Origin of the sequence: Gordonia sp. p3-SID1431, assembly GCF_025143765.1 — a bacterium.
GTDB classification, from domain to species: Bacteria; Actinomycetota; Actinomycetes; order Mycobacteriales; family Mycobacteriaceae; genus Gordonia; species Gordonia hongkongensis.
The window spans coordinates 1-21,292 of sequence record NZ_JAMBDT010000044.1; the positions used below are offsets into that span (position 1 = coordinate 1).

The 21,292-nt window shown below is 68.0% G+C and carries 19 protein-coding genes; 10 read left to right on the plus strand and 9 right to left on the minus strand.

Annotated elements, in window-relative coordinates:
- A partial coding sequence (locus M4D77_RS12845; RefSeq protein ID WP_259936370.1) for an adenosylcobinamide-GDP ribazoletransferase occupies window positions 1–109 on the plus strand: 109 nt, incomplete at its 5' end.
- Between the two features lie 16 nt (window positions 110–125).
- Here the strand turns inward: M4D77_RS12845 and M4D77_RS12850 are convergent.
- Window positions 126–1,232 (minus strand): branched-chain amino acid aminotransferase, encoded by a 1,107-nt coding sequence (locus M4D77_RS12850; RefSeq protein ID WP_058253105.1) that lies wholly within the window; start codon window positions 1,230–1,232, stop codon window positions 126–128.
- Window positions 1,233–1,323: 91 nt separating this feature from the next.
- On the minus strand, window positions 1,324–2,433 hold the full coding sequence (gcvT, locus tag M4D77_RS12855) for a glycine cleavage system aminomethyltransferase GcvT (protein ID WP_068972102.1): 1,110 nt from the start codon (window positions 2,431–2,433) through the stop codon (window positions 1,324–1,326).
- Between the two features lie 109 nt (window positions 2,434–2,542).
- Between gcvT and M4D77_RS12860 the strand changes: the two genes are divergently transcribed.
- The 6 genes from M4D77_RS12860 to M4D77_RS12885 all read left to right on the plus strand — a co-directional run bounded on the left by M4D77_RS12860 (window position 2,543) and on the right by M4D77_RS12885 (window position 9,705).
- Window positions 2,543–4,090 carry a leucyl aminopeptidase gene (locus M4D77_RS12860; protein ID WP_068972096.1) on the plus strand — a complete coding sequence of 516 codons (1,548 nt, stop codon included), beginning with the start codon at window positions 2,543–2,545 and terminating at the stop codon, window positions 4,088–4,090.
- 242 nt (window positions 4,091–4,332) lie between these two features.
- Window positions 4,333–6,153, plus strand: a complete 1,821-nt coding sequence (gene sucB / locus M4D77_RS12865; RefSeq protein ID WP_137808468.1) for a 2-oxoglutarate dehydrogenase, E2 component, dihydrolipoamide succinyltransferase — start codon at window positions 4,333–4,335, stop codon at window positions 6,151–6,153.
- 37 nt (window positions 6,154–6,190) lie between these two features.
- Window positions 6,191–7,090, plus strand: a complete 900-nt coding sequence (locus M4D77_RS12870; RefSeq protein WP_058253108.1) for a TIGR01777 family oxidoreductase — start codon at window positions 6,191–6,193, stop codon at window positions 7,088–7,090.
- Entirely contained in the window at window positions 7,083–7,802 is a 720-nt protein-coding gene (gene lipB / locus M4D77_RS12875; RefSeq protein WP_068971688.1) for a lipoyl(octanoyl) transferase LipB, read from the plus strand. Before M4D77_RS12870 ends, lipB begins: the two co-directional genes overlap by 8 nt.
- Window positions 7,799–8,887: a lipoyl synthase gene (gene lipA / locus M4D77_RS12880; RefSeq protein ID WP_068971687.1), complete on the plus strand. Its 1,089-nt coding sequence runs from the start codon at window positions 7,799–7,801 to the stop codon at window positions 8,885–8,887. The genes lipB and lipA overlap by 4 nt, the downstream gene beginning before the upstream one ends.
- Window positions 8,888–8,964: 77 nt before the next feature.
- The gene (locus M4D77_RS12885) at window positions 8,965–9,705 is read left to right on the plus strand and encodes a DUF4191 domain-containing protein (RefSeq protein WP_058253111.1); all 741 of its coding nucleotides are present in this window, start codon (window positions 8,965–8,967) and stop codon (window positions 9,703–9,705) included.
- Window positions 9,706–9,877: 172 nt separating this feature from the next.
- Here M4D77_RS12885 and M4D77_RS12890 read toward each other — a convergent pair whose 3' ends face one another.
- Window positions 9,878–10,384 (minus strand): RDD family protein, encoded by a 507-nt coding sequence (locus tag M4D77_RS12890; protein ID WP_058253112.1) that lies wholly within the window; start codon window positions 10,382–10,384, stop codon window positions 9,878–9,880.
- 322 nt (window positions 10,385–10,706) lie between these two features.
- Here M4D77_RS12890 and glnA (M4D77_RS12895) point away from each other — a divergent pair, with 322 nt between their 5' ends.
- Both glnA (M4D77_RS12895) and M4D77_RS12900 read left to right on the plus strand, forming a co-directional pair.
- Window positions 10,707–12,140 carry a type I glutamate--ammonia ligase gene (gene glnA, locus M4D77_RS12895; RefSeq protein ID WP_010841141.1) on the plus strand — a complete coding sequence of 478 codons (1,434 nt, stop codon included), beginning with the start codon at window positions 10,707–10,709 and terminating at the stop codon, window positions 12,138–12,140.
- A 141-nt stretch (window positions 12,141–12,281) separates the two neighbouring features.
- Window positions 12,282–12,536, plus strand: coding sequence for a hypothetical protein (locus tag M4D77_RS12900; protein WP_068971686.1), 255 nt, complete (start codon window positions 12,282–12,284; stop codon window positions 12,534–12,536).
- A gap of 36 nt (window positions 12,537–12,572) precedes the next feature.
- Here the strand turns inward: M4D77_RS12900 and M4D77_RS12905 are convergent, their stop codons facing one another.
- Window positions 12,573–13,631 carry a zinc-binding dehydrogenase gene (locus M4D77_RS12905; RefSeq protein ID WP_226513567.1) on the minus strand — a complete coding sequence of 353 codons (1,059 nt, stop codon included), beginning with the start codon at window positions 13,629–13,631 and terminating at the stop codon, window positions 12,573–12,575.
- A 100-nt stretch (window positions 13,632–13,731) separates the two neighbouring features.
- The gene (locus tag M4D77_RS12910) at window positions 13,732–14,691 is read right to left on the minus strand and encodes a cyclase family protein (protein WP_068971684.1); all 960 of its coding nucleotides are present in this window, start codon (window positions 14,689–14,691) and stop codon (window positions 13,732–13,734) included.
- 173 nt (window positions 14,692–14,864) lie between these two features.
- Between M4D77_RS12910 and M4D77_RS12915 the strand changes: the two genes are divergently transcribed.
- Window positions 14,865–15,050 carry a hypothetical protein gene (locus tag M4D77_RS12915; RefSeq protein WP_065630063.1) on the plus strand — a complete coding sequence of 62 codons (186 nt, stop codon included), beginning with the start codon at window positions 14,865–14,867 and terminating at the stop codon, window positions 15,048–15,050.
- A gap of 42 nt (window positions 15,051–15,092) precedes the next feature.
- Here the strand turns inward: M4D77_RS12915 and M4D77_RS12920 are convergent, their stop codons facing one another.
- From M4D77_RS12920 to glnA (M4D77_RS12935), 4 genes are all read right to left on the minus strand, one after another.
- Window positions 15,093–15,761 carry a heme oxygenase (biliverdin-producing) gene (locus tag M4D77_RS12920; protein ID WP_226513568.1) on the minus strand — a complete coding sequence of 223 codons (669 nt, stop codon included), beginning with the start codon at window positions 15,759–15,761 and terminating at the stop codon, window positions 15,093–15,095.
- Entirely contained in the window at window positions 15,758–16,708 is a 951-nt protein-coding gene (locus M4D77_RS12925) for an endonuclease/exonuclease/phosphatase family protein (protein WP_226513569.1), read from the minus strand. Before M4D77_RS12925 ends, M4D77_RS12920 begins: the two co-directional genes overlap by 4 nt.
- A gap of 76 nt (window positions 16,709–16,784) precedes the next feature.
- Entirely contained in the window at window positions 16,785–19,814 is a 3,030-nt protein-coding gene (locus M4D77_RS12930; RefSeq protein ID WP_226513570.1) for a bifunctional [glutamine synthetase] adenylyltransferase/[glutamine synthetase]-adenylyl-L-tyrosine phosphorylase, read from the minus strand.
- Between the two features lie 66 nt (window positions 19,815–19,880).
- Window positions 19,881–21,221: a type I glutamate--ammonia ligase gene (gene glnA / locus M4D77_RS12935; protein ID WP_226513571.1), complete on the minus strand. Its 1,341-nt coding sequence runs from the start codon at window positions 21,219–21,221 to the stop codon at window positions 19,881–19,883.
- Window positions 21,222–21,292 lie beyond the last annotated feature (71 nt).

The following is a 21,292-nucleotide window of genomic DNA, read 5'->3' on the forward strand; positions in this document are numbered from 1 at the left end:
GTGGTTCACGAGGCACTGCGCTCGCCGGATGGGTGGGATGACCGGCGACGTGCTGGGCGCGACCATCGAACTCGGGGTCGCGATCGGTGTCGTCGGCCTCCTGCTCTGAGGCGTCGTGGCGCCGCTCAGCGGCGGTAGAGCTCCGTCATCCACCCGTGGGTGTCGGCGAAGGTGCCGCGCTGGATGCCGGTCAGGGTGTCACGCAACGCCTGCGTCACCTCACCGGTCTCACCGTTGTTGATGGTGTAGTCCTCGCCCTCACCCTTGACCCGGCCGACCGGGGTGATGACCGCGGCGGTGCCACAGGCGAACACCTCGGTGATGTCGCCCGACGCCACGCCCTTGCGCAGCTCCTCGGTGGTGATCTTGCGTTCCTCGACCTCGAAGCCGGCATCGGTGGCCAGCGTCAGCAACGACGAACGGGTGATGCCGGGCAGCAGTGAGCCCGACAACTCGGGGGTCACCAGCCGGGCGTCGGCGCCTGAGCCGAACACGAAGAACAGATTCATGCCGCCCATCTCCTCGATGAAGCGGCGTTCGATCGCGTCGAGCCACACGACCTGGTCGCACCCCTGCTCGGTGGCCTGCCGCTGGGCGAGGAACGCGGCGGCATAGTTGCCACCGCACTTGGCGAATCCGGTGCCGCCCGGTGCCGCGCGGACATACTCGGTGGACAGCCAGACACTCACCGGCTTGATCCCACCGGCGAAGTAGGCGCCCGCCGGCGAGGCGATGACCGAGTAGATGTAGCTGGAGGACGGGGCGTTGACGCCGAGGCTGGCCTGCGACGCGAACATGAACGGCCGGAGGTAGAGCGCCTCTTCGCCACCAGCGGCGGGCACCCACTCGTTGTCGGCCTCGAGCAGGGCCTTGAGCGAGGCGATGAAATCCTCGACCGGCAGCGCGGGCATCGCGAGCCGCTCCGCGCTGCGCTGGAGACGCGCGGCGTTCGCCTCGGGGCGGAACGCGGCGATCGAACCGTCCGGCTGCCGATAGGCCTTGAGCCCCTCGAACACCTCTTGGCCGTAGTGCAGAACCGTGGCCGCGGGGTCGAGGGCGATCGGACCGTACGGCTTCACCGTGGCGTTGTGCCAACCCACCCCTGCGTCGTAATCGATCATCACCATGTTGTCGGTGAAGTGGCGCCCGAATCCGGGGGCGGACAGGATCTCCGCGCGCCGGCCCTCAGACACCGGGTGCGGATGCTCGGTACGGTTGAACTCCAAGGTCATCACGCCATCGTACCGCCGGGCACAAAAGCATTTCCCGGCCCGGTCGGCTGACCCCCGGGGCTGCGTGGGACGTCGCGCGAGGGCCCGCAGGTCACACGTGCGACGGCACGAACGGCGGGATCACGACCTCGCACGCCAGGTCCCGCCCGCGGACGTCGACGACGACCTCGTCGCCTTTGCGCACCCCGGACGCCGTATCGAGCAGCGCCAGTGCGATGCCCTGTTTGAGGGTGGGCGAGAACGTCCCCGACGTACAGGTGCCGATCTGCTGGTCCTTCCCCGCCAGGCGGACCACGCACCCCGCACGCGGCACCCCGCGGCCGGTCGCCCGCAACCCGTACAGACGACGCGTCGGTCCGGCCTCCTTCTCGGCGAGTAGGGCGTCGCGTCCGAAGAACGACGGCTTGTCCCAGCCGACCGCCCAACTCGACCGCGCCTGCACCGGCGAGATGTCGGGCCCCAGCTCGTGGCCGTGCAGCGCATATCCCATCTCGGTGCGCAGGGTGTCCCGCGCGCCCAGGCCCGCAGGCAACCCGCCGGCCGCCGCGATCGCTTCCAGTAGGACGTCGAACACCGCACCCGCATCGTCCCACCGCGGCACGATCTCGTACCCGCGTTCACCGGTGTATCCGGTGCGGCACACGCGGACCGGTGCCACGCCGTCGGCGGTCGTCAGGTCGGCGTCGGCGAACGCCATGTACTCCATGTCGGCGGGCAGTCCGAGCCCGGCAAGGATCTCGGGCGACTTCGGCCCCTGCACCGCGAGCACGGCGAGGTCGCGGTGCTGGTCGGTGATCGAGATCCCTTCCGGCGCAACCGCTTGCAGCTGGTCGACCACGGACGCGGTGTTCGCCGCATTGGGCACCAGGAAGACCTCGTCCTCGCCGACGAGGTAGGCGATCAGGTCGTCGACGACACCACCGGAGTCGTTGCAGCACAACGTGTATTGCGCCTTGCCCGGCACGATCTTGCCGAGGTCGTTGGTGAGCGTCGAGTTGACGAAGGCGGCCGCACCTTCGCCGGACACCAGTGCCTTGCCGAGGTGGCTGACGTCGAAGATGCCCACGCTCTCCCGCACCGCGGCGTGCTCGGCGACCGTGCCGGAGTACGACACCGGCATGTTCCAGCCGCCGAACTCGGCGAAGGTGGCCCCCAGTGCGGCATGACGGTCGGCGATCGGCCCGGCGAGGAGTTCACTCATGCCGTCCACGCTATCGGGCGACCCCGCCGGCCGGGCACGGACGCGGCGTTCGTCTGCACGTCTTCCCGCTGGGACTCGGCGCCGCCGGAGCTGTGGCAGAGTTGACCGGGTGAGCAAGAACGACACCGTCGACCGCACGCGCGGCCCCGAACTCGAACTGTCCACCTCGATCGGCAAGGACGACTCCGCCCTGGTCATCGGCCTGATCAGCGCCTCGTCCCCCGACGACGCCGAGAATGCCGACCCCACAGCCGAACCGACCCTCGCCATCGGCGACGGCATCCTCGACGACGCCCAGGCCGCCGCCATCACCGCCGCTCTCACCGCCCTCGGCGCGACCGGGTCCCACGGCGAGGTCACCCGGACCGCGGCCCCGGAGTCGCTGCCCGTCGACATCGTCGTCGCCGTCGGCCTGGGCGATGCCGACAACCTCGACGACGCCGACCAGGTCCGGCAGGCCGCCGGCGTCGTCGCCCGTGAACTCGACGGTCACGAGTCGGTCGCCACCACGCTCTCGGCCGTCGACCTGGCTGCCGCCGCCGAGGGACTGTTCCTCGGCGCCTACCGGTTCGACGAGTTCCGTTCGGACAAGTCGAAGCCCAAGAAGACTCCGCCGCAACGCATCACGCTGCTGGTCGAATCGAAGTCCAAGGAGGCCAAGGCCGCTGTGGAGCGCGCGGTCGCCGTGGCCGACTCGGTGGCGATCGCCCGCGACTTCGTCAACACCCCGCCGAGCCACCTGTATCCCGAGGAGTTCGCCGCCCGCGCCCGCACCCTCGGCAGCAAGGCCGGGCTCAAGGTCGAGATCCTCGACGACAAGCAGCTGGAGGCGCAGGGTTACGGCGGGATCATCGGCGTCGGCAAGGGTTCGTCCCGGCTGCCGCGCCTCGTCCGGCTGACCCACACCGCGAAGAAGTCGCCGAAGAAGGTCGCGCTCGTCGGCAAGGGCATCACCTTCGACACCGGCGGTATCTCGATCAAACCCGCCGCCAACATGGACGCGATGACCTCGGACATGGGCGGCGCGGCCGCGGTCATCGCGGCGACGATCCTGGCCGCCCGACTCGATGTCGACGTGACGGTGATCGCCACCGTCCCCATGGCCGAGAACATGCCGTCGTCGACTGCGCAGCGCCCGGGCGACGTACTCACCCAGTACGGCGGCCGCACGGTCGAGGTCCTCAACACCGACGCCGAGGGACGGCTGATCCTCGCCGATGCCATCGTGCGGGCCTGCGAGGACGATCCCGACTATCTCATCGACACCGCGACCCTGACCGGCGCCCAGATGGTGGCACTCGGCACCCGGACACCGGGCGTCATGGGCACCGACGGGTTCCGCGACCGGGTCGCGGCCCGGTCGGCCGATGTAGGTGAGAACGCCTGGGCGATGCCGCTCCCGGCCGAGCTGCGCGCAGACCTGAAGTCCCGCGTCGCGGACCTGGCGAACGTGACCCCCCACCGCTGGGGCGGGATGCTCGCCGCGGGCATCTTCCTGAAGGAGTTCGTGCCCGAGGACGTGCAGTGGGCCCACATCGACATCGCCGGGCCCGCCTTCAACACCGGCGGCCCCTGGGGTTACACGACGAAGGGCGGTACGGGCGTCCCCGTCCGGACCATCGCGGCCGTGCTCGAGGACATCGCCGCGAACGGCTGAGAACACCTCCGGCGAGCCGCGGCCGAGACCGGTGCCGCGGCCGCCGGAGAATCGTTACCGACGAGTACGAGCCGAACCGAGTCGGCGGCTCACCGTACGGGTAGGGTTGGCCGCGGGGATGAGCGGCTGATCCGCCACTCATCTGCGCGGTCTTCCACCGCCTCCCGACCCCCGTGCCCACGGCGCACACACCACTGGGCATCACCTACAGACCACCACGTCGAGTTCAGGAGTTCACAACGATGGCCTTCTCCGTCCAGATGCCCGCCCTTGGTGAAAGTGTCACCGAGGGGACAGTCACCCGGTGGCTGAAGGAGGAGGGCGACACCGTCGAGGCCGACGAGCCGTTGCTCGAGGTGTCGACCGACAAGGTGGACACCGAGATCCCCGCCCCCACTTCGGGTGTGCTGACCAAGATCATCGCGCAGGAGGACGACGTCGTCGAGGTCGGCGGCGATCTCGCCCTGATCGGTGACGCCGACGAGGCCGGTTCCGACGACTCCGGTTCGGACGATTCCGATTCCGACGCCGCCGGCGGCGACGAGCCGACCGAGGCCGCCCCCGAACCCGAGCCCGAGCAGGCCGCCGAGGAGCCCTCCGTCGACGAGGACGCGCCCGCCGAGAAGCCCACCGCCGACACCGGCTCGGGCTCGGCCGAGGGCACCGACGTGCTCATGCCCGAACTCGGCGAGTCGGTCACCGAGGGGACGGTCACCAACTGGCTGAAGGCCGTCGGCGACGAGGTCGCCGCCGACGAACCCCTGCTCGAGGTCTCCACCGACAAGGTCGACACCGAGATCCCCTCGCCGGTCGCCGGCACCCTGCTCGAGATCCTCGCGCAGGAGGACGACGTGATCGAGGTCGGCGGCAAGCTCGCCGTCATCGGTGATGCCTCGGCGGCTCCCTCGAAGAAGAAGCCCGAACCGGAACCCGAACCCGAGCCCGAGCCCGAACCCGAGCCCGAGCAGGAGTCCGCGCCGGAGCCGGAGCCCGAGCAGGCGCCTGCCCCCGAGGAAGAGCAGAAGCCGCAGCCGAAGGCCCAGGAGTCCAAGGCCCCCGAGCCCAAGGCACAGGCCGCGGAGAAGTCCGACCCGCCGACCGTCGAGTCGACCCCGTACGTGACGCCGCTGGTGCGCAAGCTCGCCGCGGAGAACAACATCGACCTGAACGCCATCAAGGGCACCGGTGTCGGTGGCCGCATCCGCAAGCAGGACGTGCTCGCCGCGGCCGAGGAGGCCAAGGCCCCGGCGCAGGAGTCCGCCCCGGCCGCCAAGCCCGCGGCATCGTCGGCGCCGGCCGCGTCGTCGGGCTCGCCGGAGATCCGGCCCGAGCTCGCCGAGCTGCGCGGGACGACGCAGAAGATCAACCGCATCCGTCAGATCACCGCGAAGAAGACCCGCGAGTCGCTGCAGCAGAGCGCACAGCTCACCCAGGTCTTCGAGGTCGACATGACCCGCATCGCCGGACTCCGCAAGGCGGCGAAGGAGAGCTTCAAGGCGTCCGAGGGCGTCAACCTGACGTACCTGCCGTTCATCGCGAAGGCCGTCGTGGAGGCGCTGAAGGCGCATCCCAACGTCAACGCCTCGATCGACGAGGACAAGAAGGAGATCACCTACTACGACAAGGTGCATCTCGGCATCGCCGTCGACACCCCGCAGGGGCTGCTGTCGCCGGTCATCCACAACGCCGACGACCTGTCGATCGCCGGTCTGGCCCGCGCCATCGCCGACATCGCGTCCCGGGCGCGCTCCAACGGCCTCAAGCCCGACGAGCTCGCCGGCGGCACGTTCACCATCACCAACATCGGAAGTCAGGGCGCGCTGTTCGACACCCCGATCCTGGTGCCGCCGCAGGCGGCGATGCTGGGCACCGGCGCGATCGTCAAGCGCCCGGTCGTCATCACCGGTGAGGACGGTTCGGAATCAATCGCGGTGCGGTCGATGTCCTACCTGCCGCTGACCTACGATCACCGTCTGATCGACGGCGCCGACGCGGGCCGCTTCCTCACCACGGTGAAGAAGCGTCTCGAAGAGGCCGCCTTCGCCGCGGACCTGGGCCTCTAGCCCAGATCTCCTTCGGACGGCACACCGAGGACACAGAATGCGCATCGCCGTCGCCGGATCATCGGGACTCATCGGCAACGCCCTGGTCAACTCGCTGCGCGCGGCGGGCCACACGGTCACACGTCTGGTCCGCCGCGAGGCACGCGCCGATGACGAGTTCAGCTGGGATCCCGAGACGATCGGCGTCCCGCCGGAGAGTCTCGACGGCGTCGAGGCGGTGGTCTCGCTGGGCGGCGTGGGAGTCGGCGACGGTCGCTGGACCGGCCGGTTCAAACAGGAACTCCGGGACTCGCGGATCACCCCCACCGAACTGCTCGCCGAGGCCGTCCGCGATCTCGGCATCCCGACGTTCGTGAGTGCCAGCGCCACGGGCTATTACGGGAACACCGGTGGCCACGCCGCGGTCGAGACCGACGGCCCCGGCGAGGGATTCCTCGCCGACCTGGTCGTCGACTGGGAGCGCGCCGCCACCGCCGGCGTCGGCGCGGACACGCGTCTGGTCCTGCTCCGTACGGCGCCGGTCCTCAGCACCCAGGGCGGCCTGCTGGGCAAACTCCGGCCGTTGTTCAAGCTCGGGCTCGGCGGACCGATCGGCGACGGCAAGCAGTACTTCTCGTGGATCAGCCTGATCGACGAGATCCGCGCCATCGAGTTCCTCCTCGACTCCGACCTGTCCGGACCGGTGAACCTGAGTTCGCCGGGCGCCGTCCCGTTCGGTGAGTTCACCTCGGCTCTGGGCCGGGCCGTGCACCGCCCGACGATCCTGCAGGTACCCGCCTTCGCGGCGCGCCGGGTCGGCGGCGAGATGGCCGAGGAAATGATTCTGTTCAGTCAGCGCGTTACACCCAAGGTGCTGACCGATCACGGATTCACCTTCACCCATCCCGGTGTCGACGAGGCCCTCGCCTACGCCACCGGTTCCACCAGTCATGACTGAGCGGCCGATCCGCGGGAGTGCCGAACCGGTCGAGGTCCGCCATCTCGGCGTCGTCGACTACCAGACGGCCTACGACCTGCAGCACGGCCTGGCGACCGACCGCGCCGACGGCGTCCTGGATCACGACGTGCTGCTCCTGCTTGAGCATCCGTCCATTTACACGGCGGGCAAGCGCACGGAGGACGCCGACCGGCCCACCAACGGCGCGCCGGTCGTCGACGTCGACCGCGGCGGCCGGATCACCTGGCACGGACCGGGACAACTCGTCGGCTATCCGATCGTGAAGCTCGCCGAGCCGCTCGACGTCGTCGAGTACGTGCGTCGTCTCGAGGCGGCCCTCATCTCGGTCTGCGCCGGTCTCGGCGTGACCACCTGCCGCGTCGACGGACGTTCCGGCGTGTGGATCACCGACGACGCCGGGGAACGCAAACTCGGACAGATCGGTATCCGCGTGGCACGCGGCGTGGCCCTGCACGGATTCGCACTCAACATCGACCCCGACATGTCGGCGTTCGAGGCGATCGTCCCCTGCGGGATCGCCGACGCCGGGGTCACGTCCCTGGCCCGCGAACTGGGGCGGCCGTTGTCGGTGGCCTCTCTGCTCGACGTCACCGCCGATGCCGTGCTCACCGCGCTCGACGCCACTGCGAGCCCGGTCGCGTCGGCACAGTCCTCTCCATCCACTTCTGCGAGCGTAGGATCGATCCAGTGACCGCGTCCCCCATCACCCCCGGACCCGGTGCCCCCGAAGCCACACCCTCGGCCTCGGCATCCGCACCACAGACCCCGACCCCGGCCCCTGAGGGCCGCAAGCTGCTCCGGCTCGAGGTGCGCAACGCGCAGACCCCCATCGAGCGCAAGCCGGAGTGGATCCGCACCCGCGCGACGATGGGCCCGGAGTTCACCGAACTCAAGGGCCTGGTCAAGCGCGAGGGTCTGCACACCGTCTGCGAAGAGGCCGGCTGCCCCAACATCTACGAATGCTGGGAAGACCGCGAGGCGACGTTCCTCATCGGCGGCGAGCAGTGCACCCGACGCTGCGACTTCTGCCAGATCGACACCGGCAAGCCCGCCGAACTCGACCGCGACGAACCGCGTCGTGTCGCCGAGAGCGTCCAGGCGATGGGCCTGCGCTACTCGACGATCACCGGCGTCGCCCGCGACGACCTGCCCGACGAGGGTGCCTGGCTCTACGCCGAGACCGTCCGCGCGATCCACCGCCTCAACCCCGGTACCGGTGTGGAAAACCTCATCCCGGACTTCCACGCCAAGCCCGACCTGCTGGCCGAGGTCTTCGACGCCCGGCCCGAGGTACTTGCGCACAACCTCGAGACCGTGCCGCGCATCTTCAAGCGCATCCGCCCGGCCTTCCGCTACGAGCGGTCCCTCGAAGTCCTCACCGCCGCACGTGATTTCGGCCTGGTGACGAAGTCGAACCTCATCCTCGGGATGGGCGAGACCCCGCAGGAGGTGCAGTCGGCGATCGTGGATCTGCACGAGGCGGGCTGCGACATCCTGACCATCACGCAGTACCTGCGTCCCTCGCCGCGGCATCATCCGGTCGAGCGGTGGGTCAAGCCCGAGGAGTTCGTCGACCACTCCGAGTTCGCCGAAGAGGTCGGATTCGCCGGCGTCATGGCGGGTCCGCTGGTGCGGTCGTCGTACCGGGCGGGCCGCCTGTACGCGCAGGCGATGGCCCATCACGGCCGCGAGATCTCACCGGCTCTCGCGCACCTGGCAGCCGAGGGATCGGCCAGCCAGGAGGCCTCCAGCCTGATGGCACGCCTCGCCCGCTGACGCCGCGCGCGTCCGCTGACTTTTCGGACGGTCACCCGATGCCCCGATCGCTCGATCCACGGACGTAAACTGGCCTCATGGCAAAGGCGCAGGTGAGCAAAGAGGTCAAGGCCGAGAAGAAGAAGGCCCGTAAGGCCGCATCGAAGGAACGGCGCCAGCAGCTCTGGCAGGCCTTCCAGATGCAGCGCAAGGAAGACAAACGACTCATCCCCTACATGGTGGGTGTCATCGTCCTGTCGATCGCGGTCTTCACCGCTCTCGGATTCGTCCTCGGTTCGCCGTGGCTGCTGATCCCGCTCGGCGTGGTGCTGGGCATCCTCGGCGCCTTCATCCTGTTCGGCCGCCGCGTCCAGAAGAACGTGTACACCAAGGCCGAGGGACAGCCCGGCGCCGCCGGATGGGCACTGGGCAACATGCGCGGGCAGTGGCGGGTCAAGCAGGCCGTGGCCGGCACCTCCCAGCTCGACGCCGTGCACCGTGTCATCGGCAAGCCGGGCATCATCCTGGTCGCCGAGGGCTCCCCGACCCGCATCAAGTCGCTCCTCGGCCAGGAGAAGAAGAAGGTCGCGCGGGTCGTCGGCGACACCCCGATCTACGAGATCATGGTCGGCAACGACGACGGCCAGGTCCCGCTGTCGAAGCTCGAGCGGCACCTCAACAAGCTGCCCAGCAACATCGACCGCAAGCGGATGGAGACCCTGGAAGGCCGACTGTCCGCCCTCGGCAGCAAGGCCCCCGGCCCCGGCATGCCAAAGGGTCCCCTGCCCGCGAACGCCAAGATGCGCAGCATGCAGCGCACGGCGCGCCGCCGCGGCTGACGCTCCCGCCCCATCCCGTCGACCGTGCACCCGATCCCGTTGACGGTGCATCGATTTACGTTGACTGTGAACCGGGTTCGCCGGGCCACGACCTACGACAAAACCCACCACCAATGACGATTCGGTGGTGGGTTTCGTCGATGAGTGGCTTGTGCGCCGGATCGGCCGCTGCTCAGCGGGTCCGGACGAGCGCGGTGCCGGTTGCGCGGTCGTGCAGGGCGCGTCCGTTGTAGTCGTTGATCAGGGCCGGGACGAGGAAGATCATCAGCAGCTGGCGGAAGAAGGCCCGGACGATCCCGACCGCCGCCGGGCTCTGCTCGCCGGTCGCTTCGGCGGTGTTGCGCTCGACGCCGTAATCCACACGCGCCACGCGCATCCCGATGACGAGCTGGCCCGGGGTGAACCCGAACAGCGTCACCGCGAAGATGCCCATGACGAACCACACGCCCATCTGCGCGGTGCCCAGATGCGGCGAGTTGAAGCCACCGAAGAACGCCATCGCGAGCCCACCGGCGATCAGCCAGTCGACGAGCAGGCCGGCCACCCGCGGCCAGCCGGTGGCCAGCGACCCGGGACCGCTCTCCGGCAGGCCGAGATCCTGTCCCCGGTACTCGTTGTCCACGCCGTTCTCGGGACCGATCTGCGGTCCCGACAGCCAGGAACCCGTGACTCGTCCCATCGGTGATGACTCCTCTCACGCGACCGCGCAACCCCCTCGGTCCGCGTCGTCGCCGCACTGGGAACCATCGTAGTCGCTGGTTGTCGTGACCCGTCCCGCCCGTTGGCCCCTGCCGCTAGGGTTGGGATGCGCCGAGTGCGACGGCCCCCAATCACGCTGTGTAGCCAACACCACTGCGCGTGTAACACGGGGGAAACACGGACTTGACGCATGGGCAACTTCGCCTCCATACGGTTGCCGCTGAGATCCGCTGCTGTTTCTCAGTGGCGGATGTGGCGTGTCCCCATACACGGACCACCGATCACGAAGGAGTCACCGCACGGTGTACAGCAGTAAAGAAGAACTACTCGAGGGCATCAAGAAGGAAGGTGTCGAGTACGTCGACATCCGTTTCTGCGACCTGCCCGGTGTCATGCAGCACTTCTCGATCCCCGCGTCGGCCTTCGACGAGGACGTCTTCGAGGACGGGCTGGCGTTCGACGGATCGTCGGTGCGTGGCTTCCAGTCGATCAACGAGTCGGACATGATGCTGCTGCCCGACCCGGCCACCGCGCGGATCGATCCGTTCCGCAAGGCCAAGACGATGAACCTCAGCTTCTTCGTCCACGACCCGTTCACCCGCGAGGCCTACAGCCGCGACCCGCGCAACGTCGCCCGCAAGGCCGAGGACTACCTCGCCTCCACCGGCGTCGCCGACACCTGCTTCTTCGGTGCCGAGGCCGAGTTCTACATCTTCGACTCGGTGTCCTTCGGTTCCGAGATGAACGGCACCTTCTACGAGGTCGAGTCCGAGTCCGGCTGGTGGAACACCGCGTCGCCGACCGATCCCGACGGCAGCCCCAACCTCGGCTACAAGGTCCGCCCGAAGGGTGGGTACTTCCCCGTCGCACCGTACGACCACTACGTCGACCTGCGTGACGAGATGTCCACCAACCTGCAGAACTCGGGCTTCGAGCTCGAGCGCGGCCACCACGAGGTCGGCACCGCGGGCCAGGCGGAGATCAACTACAAGTTCAACACTCTGCTCCACGCAGCCGATGACGTGCAGCTGTTCAAGTACATCATCAAGAACACCGCATGGCAGAACGGCAAGTCGGTCACCTTCATGCCGAAGCCGCTCTTCGGCGACAACGGTTCGGGCATGCACGCCCACCAGTCGCTGTGGAAGGACGGCAAGCCGCTGTTCCACGACGAGGCCGGCTACGCGGGCCTGTCGGACCTGGCGCGCTACTACATCGGTGGCATCCTGCACCACGCACCGTCGCTGCTGGCGTTCACCAACCCGACCGTGAACTCCTACAAGCGTCTGGTGCCGGGCTACGAGGCCCCGATCAACCTGGTCTACAGCCAGCGCAACCGGTCGGCCTGTGTGCGTATCCCGATCACCGGCAACAACCCGAAGGCCAAGCGCCTCGAGTTCCGTTGCCCGGACAGCTCGGGCAACCCGTACCTGGCGTTCGCCGCGATGATGATGGCCGGCCTGGACGGCATCAAGAACAAGATCGAGCCGCACGAGCCCGTCGACAAGGACCTCTACGAGCTCCCGCCGGAAGAGGCCAAGAGCATCCCGCAGGCCCCGACCTCGCTGGCCGCGGTCATCGACCGTCTCGAAGAGGATCACGAATACCTCACCGCCGGTGGCGTGTTCACCGAGGACCTCATCGAGACCTGGATCGCGCTCAAGCGTGAGAACGAGATCGAGCCGGTGCAGATCCGTCCGCACCCGTACGAGTTCTCGCTGTACTACGACTGCTGAGCCCAGGCTCCGACGTCGACTCGGCCCGCTCCGCGATCGCTCTCCGATCGCCGAGCGGGCCGTTTCGTTGTCGGCCGGTTCGATCCATCAATCCGCGCGAGCAGCCGTGTCCGACCGTCCCGCCGTGCGACGATGAGCCGCATGGGCACACTGCTGACGTCCGACGAGTTCGAGATCCGCCTGCTGTTCGCGGAATCGGTCCCGGAGGTGATGCAGTTCGTCCGCGACGTGGTCCGGCAGCGCGAACCGATCGCCCTCGAGCTCGAGGGGTCGGCGCACATCGTGAATCTCGCCAACGTACGGCACTTCTCGTTGGTCGACGAGACCGACGACGTCGTAGCGGATTCCGACGAGCGGACCACGGTCGTTCTCTCCATCGCCGAGGCCAAGGAGTGACGACCCGAGCCAGCGCCGTCGGACCAGGCCGGACCGTCAGTCGCCGGCGGCGATGATCACCTTGAGCGCGTGCTCGTCGGCAGCGTTCGCGAACGTGTCGTAGGCCTCGTCGAACTGATCGAACGTGAACCGGTGGGTGATGAACTTCTCCGGGGAGATGTCCCCGCGTTCGATGCTCTCCAGGAGTTCGGGTGCGGTCGTGGCGTTGACCAATCCGGTGGTGATCGTGAGGTTGTTGATCCAGTCCCGCTCGATCGGGAAGGTGACGCTCTCCCCGTGCACGCCGACGTTGGCGACATGACCGCCGGGACGGACGGAATCGAGCGCGACGCCGAACGTCGCGGGCACCCCGACCGCCTCGATCGCCACGTCCACCCCGAGCCCGCCTCGGCTGAGTTCCGTGAGTTGCGCGACCACGTCCCCGCCTGCGTTGACGTCGATCGTGTCGGTCGCACCGAAGTCGCGCGACTGCTCGAGCCGGAACTTGTTGCCGTCCACGGCGATCACCTTCGACGCGCCGGCCGCCGACGCCGTCATCACCGACGCCAGCCCGACCGGCCCGACCCCGACGACGGCGACGACGTCGCCCTCTGCGACGGCGCCGTAGAGCACCCCGATCTCGTAGCCGGTCGGCAGGATGTCGCTGAGCATCGTGCCCTGCTCGGGAGTCACCTTCTCGGGAAGCGCGATCAGACCGTTGTCCGCGAACGGAACCCGGACGTACTCCGCTTGCGTGCCGTCGATGAGGTGGCCGAAGATCCAGCCGATGCCACCCACTGTCTGGCAGTGCGACGTCAGGCCGGCCTTGCAGAACTCGCACGTTCCACACTTGCTCACGCAGGACACGATCACGCGATCCCCGACCCGAACCCGCTCGCAGCCCGGACCGACCTCGGTGACCACTCCGACGCCCTCGTGCCCGAGGATCCGACCCGGCGTGACCGCCGCTACGTCGCCCTTGAGGATGTGCAGATCTGTTCCGCAGATGGTGGTCACCTCCATCTTGACGATGGCGTCCGTCGGTTCCAGCAGGACCGGATTCGGAACGTCCTCCCAGGCCTTCTGACCTGGACCGTGATACACGAGAGCTTTCATGGCCGACTCCTTGTGGTTGCGGGTCCTCGCGCGAAGATTAGGCATGGGTGCGCTCGCAGAACGTCTCACCTTGAGACGACTGCCCGGCCGGGAAGAAGTCTCACTTGATGGCGACAGGGTTGACAGGAGAACCGGTGGCCTCGTTGATCTTCAGCGGCGCGGCCACGTAGAAGAACGTGTAGACCCCGTCGTCGGCGCAATCGGCGGCGAGCTTCTCGAGGTCGCAGATCTCGGTGAACGCCACGCCGAGGTTGCGCATGAGCGCGTTGTGCAGCACCAGAGCGGCGCCGTTGTTCGGGTCCACGGTCACCTCGTTCGCGATGGTGTCGGTCACGAGATTCGGTATCTCCATCTCCTGGAACCAGGACACGAGTTCGCGGGAGTAGACGAGGCCGGATTCGCAGAAGTCGCTGTAGAACTCGACGGCGTTCTCGAAGAACAGTTGCAGGTGATTGGTTCGGATCACCACGATGTCGCGCGGCTGGATCTCCGTGCCCTGGTACTCGGCACACGCGATCAGATCCTCGTGGTCGAACGTCTCGTACGGCTCCAGGTAGGCCTTACCCCGGTGACGTGCGATGTCGAGGAGCACGGCGCGACCGACCACTCCACGCTCGGCGATCGGCGCGACGCTGGCCCTCGACAAGCCCCCGATCGTGGTCCTCGAGTCGTACCCGTTCCAGATCTGGCCGTCGTACCAGACGTGGCCGAGCGCGTCGTACTGCGTGGAACCCTGGAGCGATGCGGTGAGCTTGTCGTCGGCGCAGTGCATGCCTCCGGGGAAAGCAGGCCCTTTGCCGTCATCCCAGTGCGATTCGTCAAGGGTCATCTCGCGAGTGGCAGGGCTACGACCCGGCCACACGGGGTCACCGTGGGGATCACCGATCAGGCGCTGAAGCGTGAACACCGCGCCCCGCCTGATCTGCGCCGCGCCCGCCAAGACCTGTGCGGCCGTCAGATGGTTCAGGCTGCCCACCTCGTCATCGGGTCCCCATCTGCCCCAATTGGTGGGCGAGTCGGCGAGGATCTCGCTGAGATCGGGCACGGCGGCATCTGCCATCGATTCACCTTCCGCAGGGTGTCAGCGCGCGACGCGCGCTGGATGTGCAATCGGGTGCCGAACGGCAACGCTGACGTGCGTCGAAACAGCACCCGCAATACGGCATGTGATCCGTAACACTTTTGGGACTTGTTACCCTGCCGACTCACCGAAGACGACCGTAGTTTGGACGAATGACCCGTGATGTATACGTCGAAGACCTCGTACCCGGTGACCGGATTCGCCTCGAAGGCACCCCGCGAGTGGTTCGCACCACCAGCCGTCTCGATGACAACCAGCTACGCATCGAGCTCGTCAAGGGCCACGACGACCTGAGTGAGGTCGTACTGGACCGGACGGTCAAGCTCCAGGTCAACTGAGGCTCGAGCCAGCGCATCCCGATGGCGCGGACGACCTATGGGTCAGGCCGCCCGAGCCCCGCCGAGATCGCCGAACACCGCCTGATTGTGGTCGAAGGCCGCGATCGCCTCGGCGACGAGACGGTCGATACTCTTCGCGTCGAGGGGTAGTGCGTCGAGTCGTGCCCGGTACGCGTCCTTGTAGCGCTTGAGCTTGTCGATCTCGTCGAACGAATAGAAGGTCAGGGCCGCGTCGTCGACGCCGTAGTGCTCCCGCATACGGTGCGCCACGACCTGTCCCCCACTGAGGTCGCCGAGATAGCGGGTGTAGTGGTGTGCGACATATCGTGCCGGGTCGTCACGCGTGGACTCGATCGCGGTCACATAGCGCGCGACCGCCGGCAGCGGCGTCGACTGCGACGGGTCGATGCCGAAGGAGGCGAGGTCGGCGCCGAGGCGTTGCAGGCGAAGCAGTTTCGGGTCGAGCACGGCATCGGCGACCGGATCGCCCGCCAGCTCGGCCCCGACACGTTCGAGTGCCTCATAGACGAAGTACAGCTGGACCGCGAGGCGCTGGTACTCGCCGGTGTCCAGCCGACCCGACATCAGATCGTCGATGAACGGCGCGTGTTCGGCACGCTCGTGCGCCACGGCGGTCGCCGATCGGAGCCGCTCGGAGATACTCGGGCGGTCGGCGTTCTGGGTTCCGGCGTTCTGCAGATCGGGGGTCATGATGCCACCAGTGTTACCACCAGAGTCCGGTGATCGGAACCCGGCAGGTAGTGGGTGTCCATCGACGTCGCCACGAAGCCGCGCAGGATGACCCGGTCGATGGCGACCAGCGGCCGATTGCCGAGCTGCTTGTCGGTGGGATAGCTCGGCAGGAACCCGGCACCGGCCATGTCGGTGCCGTCGACGAGACCGTTGGTCAGCAGGCTGCGGTACTTCGCGTGATTCCAGGTGGAGTTGTAGTCCCCGATCGCGATCACCCTGCCGGGTGAGAGCTCGGCGAAATGTGCGGCGAGCGTGTCCATGTCGTCGTGCCAGTCCCAGTTGCGACCCCACAGCGGCGCCGCCGGGTGGATGGCCAGGACCTGGGTTCCGGCGGCGCCCGGCAGGTCGGTGCGGGCCTGCAGGTTGTGCAGCACCGTCCCCGGGATGTTGTATCGCTCGTCCAGCGGGCGCTTGCTGAACATCGCGGTGCCGGCCGCGTAGGTGTACGGGATCGCGAACTCGTGCGGCAGGGTCCGGCCGATCTCACTGCGCCGCAGACGTTCCAGCGCCTCGGGGGTGACCTCTTGGAGGGACACGAGGTCCGGATCGGCGTCGGCGACGATCTTCTCGAGCGCACCCAGGTCGCCCCCGCCGAAGAGCAGGTTGGCCGACACGACGGTGAACCGCTCGCCGGACGGCGCCGCGTTGGCGATGACCAGCGGCACCTGGGTGTAGGCCAGACCGCCGACGGCCACGATCGCAATCGCCAGCATGAACCAGCGCCGCAGGACCGCGAAGACGACGATGGCGATCACTCCGGGGATCAACGCGAACTGCACGGCGCTGGTGAGGTACAGCGCGACGTCACCGCGGGACGGGTAGAAGTGCAGGAACACGCCCAGCACCACGCCGGCGAGCATCGCCCACCCCAGGACGTACGCGGCCGCCCACAGAAATCTCGTCATCGCTCCCCCATGTGATCCGGTGTTCCCCCGCCGGAGTCAGCTGCGCCCTTCCGCGCCCGTCCGCTTCTCTCCGCGCTCAGGCCCCGAAGACCTTGAGCACCACGGCCTTGGCCCGGCGCGTCACCCGGAGATAATTCTCCAGGAACTCGTTGGCCTGGTCCTCCGGCCATCCCGCGGCAAACGCGATCTGGCGCAGTTGCGCACCCGGCCCAGGTAGTTGATCGATCGGCTTGCCACGCACCAGGACCAGCGCGTTGCGCGCCTTCGTCGCGGTCGTCCAGGCGTCCTTCAACAGCGCGACGTCGTTCTCCGACAACAACTCCGCCGCGCCGATGGCATCCAGTGAGTCCAGCGTCGACGTGTTGTGCAGGCTCCGATAGCGGTGCGCATACTTCAGCTGCAGGAGCTGCACCGTCCACTCGATGTCGGCGAGACCACCGCGGCCGAGCTTGGTGTGCGTGGCCGGGTCGGCTCCGCGCGGCAGTCGCTCGGCGTCCACGCGGGCCTTGATCCGGCGGATCTCCCGAACGGCGTCGTTGCTGACACCGCCGGCCGGATACCGCACGTGGTCGATCATGTGCAGGAAGTCGATGCCGAGCGCCTCGTCGCCTGCGACCTGGTGCGCGCGCAGCAACGCCTGGACCTCCCAGGGCTGGGCCCATTGCGCGTAGTACGCGGCGTAGGACGCGAGGGTTCGCACGATGGGGCCGTTCCGGCCCTCGGGCCGTAGTCCGGTGTCGACCTCCAGCGGCGGGTCCGCGCTGGGGCTGCCGAGCATCGACCGCACGTTCTCCGCGATCGTCTGTGCCCACTTGAGTGCCTCGGACTCCTCGGCGTCTCGATCGGGCTGGCAGACGAACATCACGTCGGCGTCCGAGCCGTAGCCGAGTTCGCCGCCACCGAGCCGGCCCATGCCGATCACCGCGATGCGCGCCGGCGCCCGGCTCCCCCGTTCGCGCTCGGAGATGTTGATCGCGACGGTGAGCGCTGCGTTCAGGACCGCCGCCCACACACTGGACAGCGCCTTGCAGACGGCCGGTACGTCCAAAAGTCCCAGCACGTCGGCAGAGGCGATGCGGACCAGCTCGGCCCGACGGTGCGAACGGGCCACGGCCACTGCGCGTTTCATGTCCTGCTGGCGGACCGTCGAGGCGACGAGGCCCTTGGCGACGTCCTCGGGGCGCACGTTGCACAGCTTGGGCCCGTCCGGCCCGTCGGAGTACTGGTGGATCACCTCGGGCGAACGCATCAGCATGTTCGCGATGTACTCCGACGTCCCGAGCACCTTCATCAGCCGCGCCGCCACCACGCCGTCGTCGCGCAGCAGTCGCAGGAACCAGTCGGTGTCCTCCATCACGTCGCACAGCCGGCGGTAGTTCAGCAGGCCGGCATCGGGATCCGGTGTGTCCCCGATGTGTTCGAGCAACTGCGGCAGGATGAGCAGCTGGATCTGACCGCGGCGTCCCGGCGCGTTCGACAGCGCGCGGATATGACTCAGTGCCCGATCGGGTTTCGCGTAACCCAGTGCGGCCAGCCGCCTCTCGGCGGAGGTGTCGGTCAGGGTCAGCTCGTCGGTCTTGAAGCGCGTGACCGCCTCGAGCAGCGGGCGGTAGAACAGCTTCTGGTGCAAGCGGCGGACCCGCAGGCTCTGGTGGCGGATCTGTTCGCGCAGCACCCCAGTCGCGTCGAGTTCGCCCTCTCGCCGGATGTGCGCGGCGCGGGCGAGCCAGCGCAACGCCTCGTGGTCGTCGGGCTGCGGCAGCAGATGCGTCCGGGACATGCGCTGCAGCTGCAGCCGATGTTCGAGGAGACGCAAGAACTGGTACGACGCACTGAGATTCGCGGCGTCGTCGCGTCCGACGTAACCGCCCGCGGTGAGCGCGGCCAGCGCATCGACGGTCGGCATCACGCGCAGGTTCTCGTCCACCCGGCCGTGCACCATCTGCAGGAGCTGGACCGCGAACTCGACGTCGCGCAGACTGCCGCGCCCGAGTTTGAGGTTGCGCTCGCGCTCGTCCTCGGGGAGCAGGGATTCGACGCGGCGTCGCATCTTCTGCACTTCGGGCACGAAGTCGGGCCGCTCGGCCGCCTTCCACACCATCGGTTTGACCGCGGCGATGTAATCGTCGGCGAGCTGCATGTCACCGGTCATCGCCCGGGCCTTGAGCAGCGCTTGGAACTCCCAGGTCTTGGCCCACCGTTCGTAGTAGGCCACATGCGATTCCAGGGTTCGGGTCAGCGCTCCGGACTTCCCCTCGGGCCGTAGCGCGGCATCGACCTCGAAGAACGCGAGCGAACCGATGCGCATCATCTCGCCCGCGATCCGCGCCGCGGTACCGTCGGCCGGGTCACTGACGAAGATGACGTCGACGTCGCTGACGTAGTTCAGTTCGCGCGCACCGCATTTGCCCATCGCGACCACGGCGAGCCGGACCGGGATGGGATCGTCCCCGCAGACCTCGGCGAAGGCGACGGCGAGGGCGGCGGTCAGGGCGGCGTCGGCGCAGTCGGACAGGTAGGCACCCACCTCGGGCAACCACATCACCGGTTCGTCCTCGACGGTCGAGGCGACGTCGTGGGCCGCGAGTTGCAGGATCAGGTTGCGGTAGGCCAGGCGGAGTGCGATGACGGCCTTCGGGCCGGTGAGCGCCGACCGGTACACGCGGTTGCCCTTCTCGACCTCGCCCGGAACGGGCTCGGCACCGACGGAGGCGAGCATCAGACGGTCGACCTCGGCACGGTCGGGCAACTCGTCGGCGAGCAGGAGCCGCCAGCTCGACGGTTCGGCGACCAGGTGATCGGCGAGCGCGTCCGACGAACCGATGACCGCGAACAGGCGCCCACGGAATGCGCGCTCCGCGCGCACCAGGCCGTCGATCTCGGACCACTCGTCGCCGACGGCGCTGCGCAACCGCACGAGCGTACGGAGGGCCAGGTCGGCGTCGGGAGACCGCGACAGGGCCCACAACACGTCGACCGATTCTGGCGTGTTCCACCCGAGATCGGCGAGGTTCCGGGGTGCGGAGTCGTCGAGCAGACCCAGCCGGCCCGCGCTGGGGACGGTGCTGCGTCCGGCTCGCCCCGGGGGTCCCGATCGTGTTGTCACATCACAAAAGTAGCGACCGGATCCGATCGGCACGACATCGCGGTCCCCGACCGGGCAAGGCAGCCCTTACAGCGGCAGGTAGTTCTGCAGCTCGAACGGGGTCACGAGGCTGCGGTAATTGGTCCATTCCGTCCACTTGTTGCGCAGGAAGTAGTCGAACACGTGCTCGCCGAGGGCCTCGGCGACCAGCTCCGAGTTCTCCATCTCCTTCAGCGCGTCGGCGAGGCTGCCGGGGAGTTCCTTGTAGCCCATCGCGCGACGCTCGGCCGAGGTGAGCGCCCAGACGTCGTCCTCGGCCTCGTCGGGCAGCTCGTAGTCCTCGTTGATGCCCTTGAGCCCGGCGGCCAGCAGCACCGCGAAGGTCAGGTACGGATTGCAGGCGGAGTCGGGGCTGCGGACCTCGATGCGGCGCGAGGACGCCTTGTTCGGCGTGTAGAGCGGGAGTCGGATCAGCGCCGAGCGGTTGGCGCCGCCCCAGGTGGCCGCGGTCGGCGCCTCACCACCGTGGATGAGCCGCTTGTAGCTGTTCACCCACTGGTTGGTGACCGCACTGATCTCCGAGGCGTGATGCAGGATGCCGGCGATGAACTTCTTTCCGGTGACCGAGAGCTGCATCGGGTCGTCGGGGTTGTGGAAGGCGTTGAGGTCGCCCTCGAACAGGCTGAGGTGGGTGTGCATCGCCGACCCGGGATGCTCACTGAACGGCTTGGGCATGAACGTCGCCCAGACGCCCTCGTTGATCGCGACCTCCTTGATGAGGTAGCGGAACGTCATGACGTTGTCGGCCATCGACAGCGCGTCGGCGTAGCGCAGGTCGATCTCCTGCTGACCGGGCGCGCCCTCGTGGTGGGAGAACTCGACCGAGATGCCCATCGACTCCAGGGCCTCGATGGCATGCCGCCGGAAGTTGGGCGCGGCGTCGTGGACGGCCTGGTCGAAGTACCCCCCGGAGTCCGCGGGAGTCGGCACCGACCCGTCCAGGGGCGCCTCTTTGAGCAGGAAGAACTCGATCTCGGGGTGGACGTAGCAGCTGAAGCCGAGGTCGGCGGCCTTGTTGAGCTGCCGGCGCAGCACATGCCGTGAGTCGGCCCAACTGGGAGTGCCGTCGGGCATCGCGATGTCGCAGAACATCCGCGCGGAATGGTGCCGACCGGCCGAGGTGGTCCACGGCAGCACCTGGAAGGTCGACGGATCGGGCTTGGCCACGGTGTCGGCTTCCGAGACCCGGGAGAATCCCTCGATGGACGAGCCGTCGAAGCCGATACCCTCGGCGAACGCGCCCTCGAGTTCGGCCGGGGCGATCGCCACGGACTTCAGATAACCGAGGACGTCGGTGAACCACAGTCGGACGAAGCGGATGTCGCGCTCTTCGAGGGTCCGCAGCACGAATTCCTTTTGGCGATCCATGGTCGCCGACATTAGAAGTACGCTGTTAAATCCGTGTTACACGCGCAATTCCAACTCGCTGTGCTGCAGTT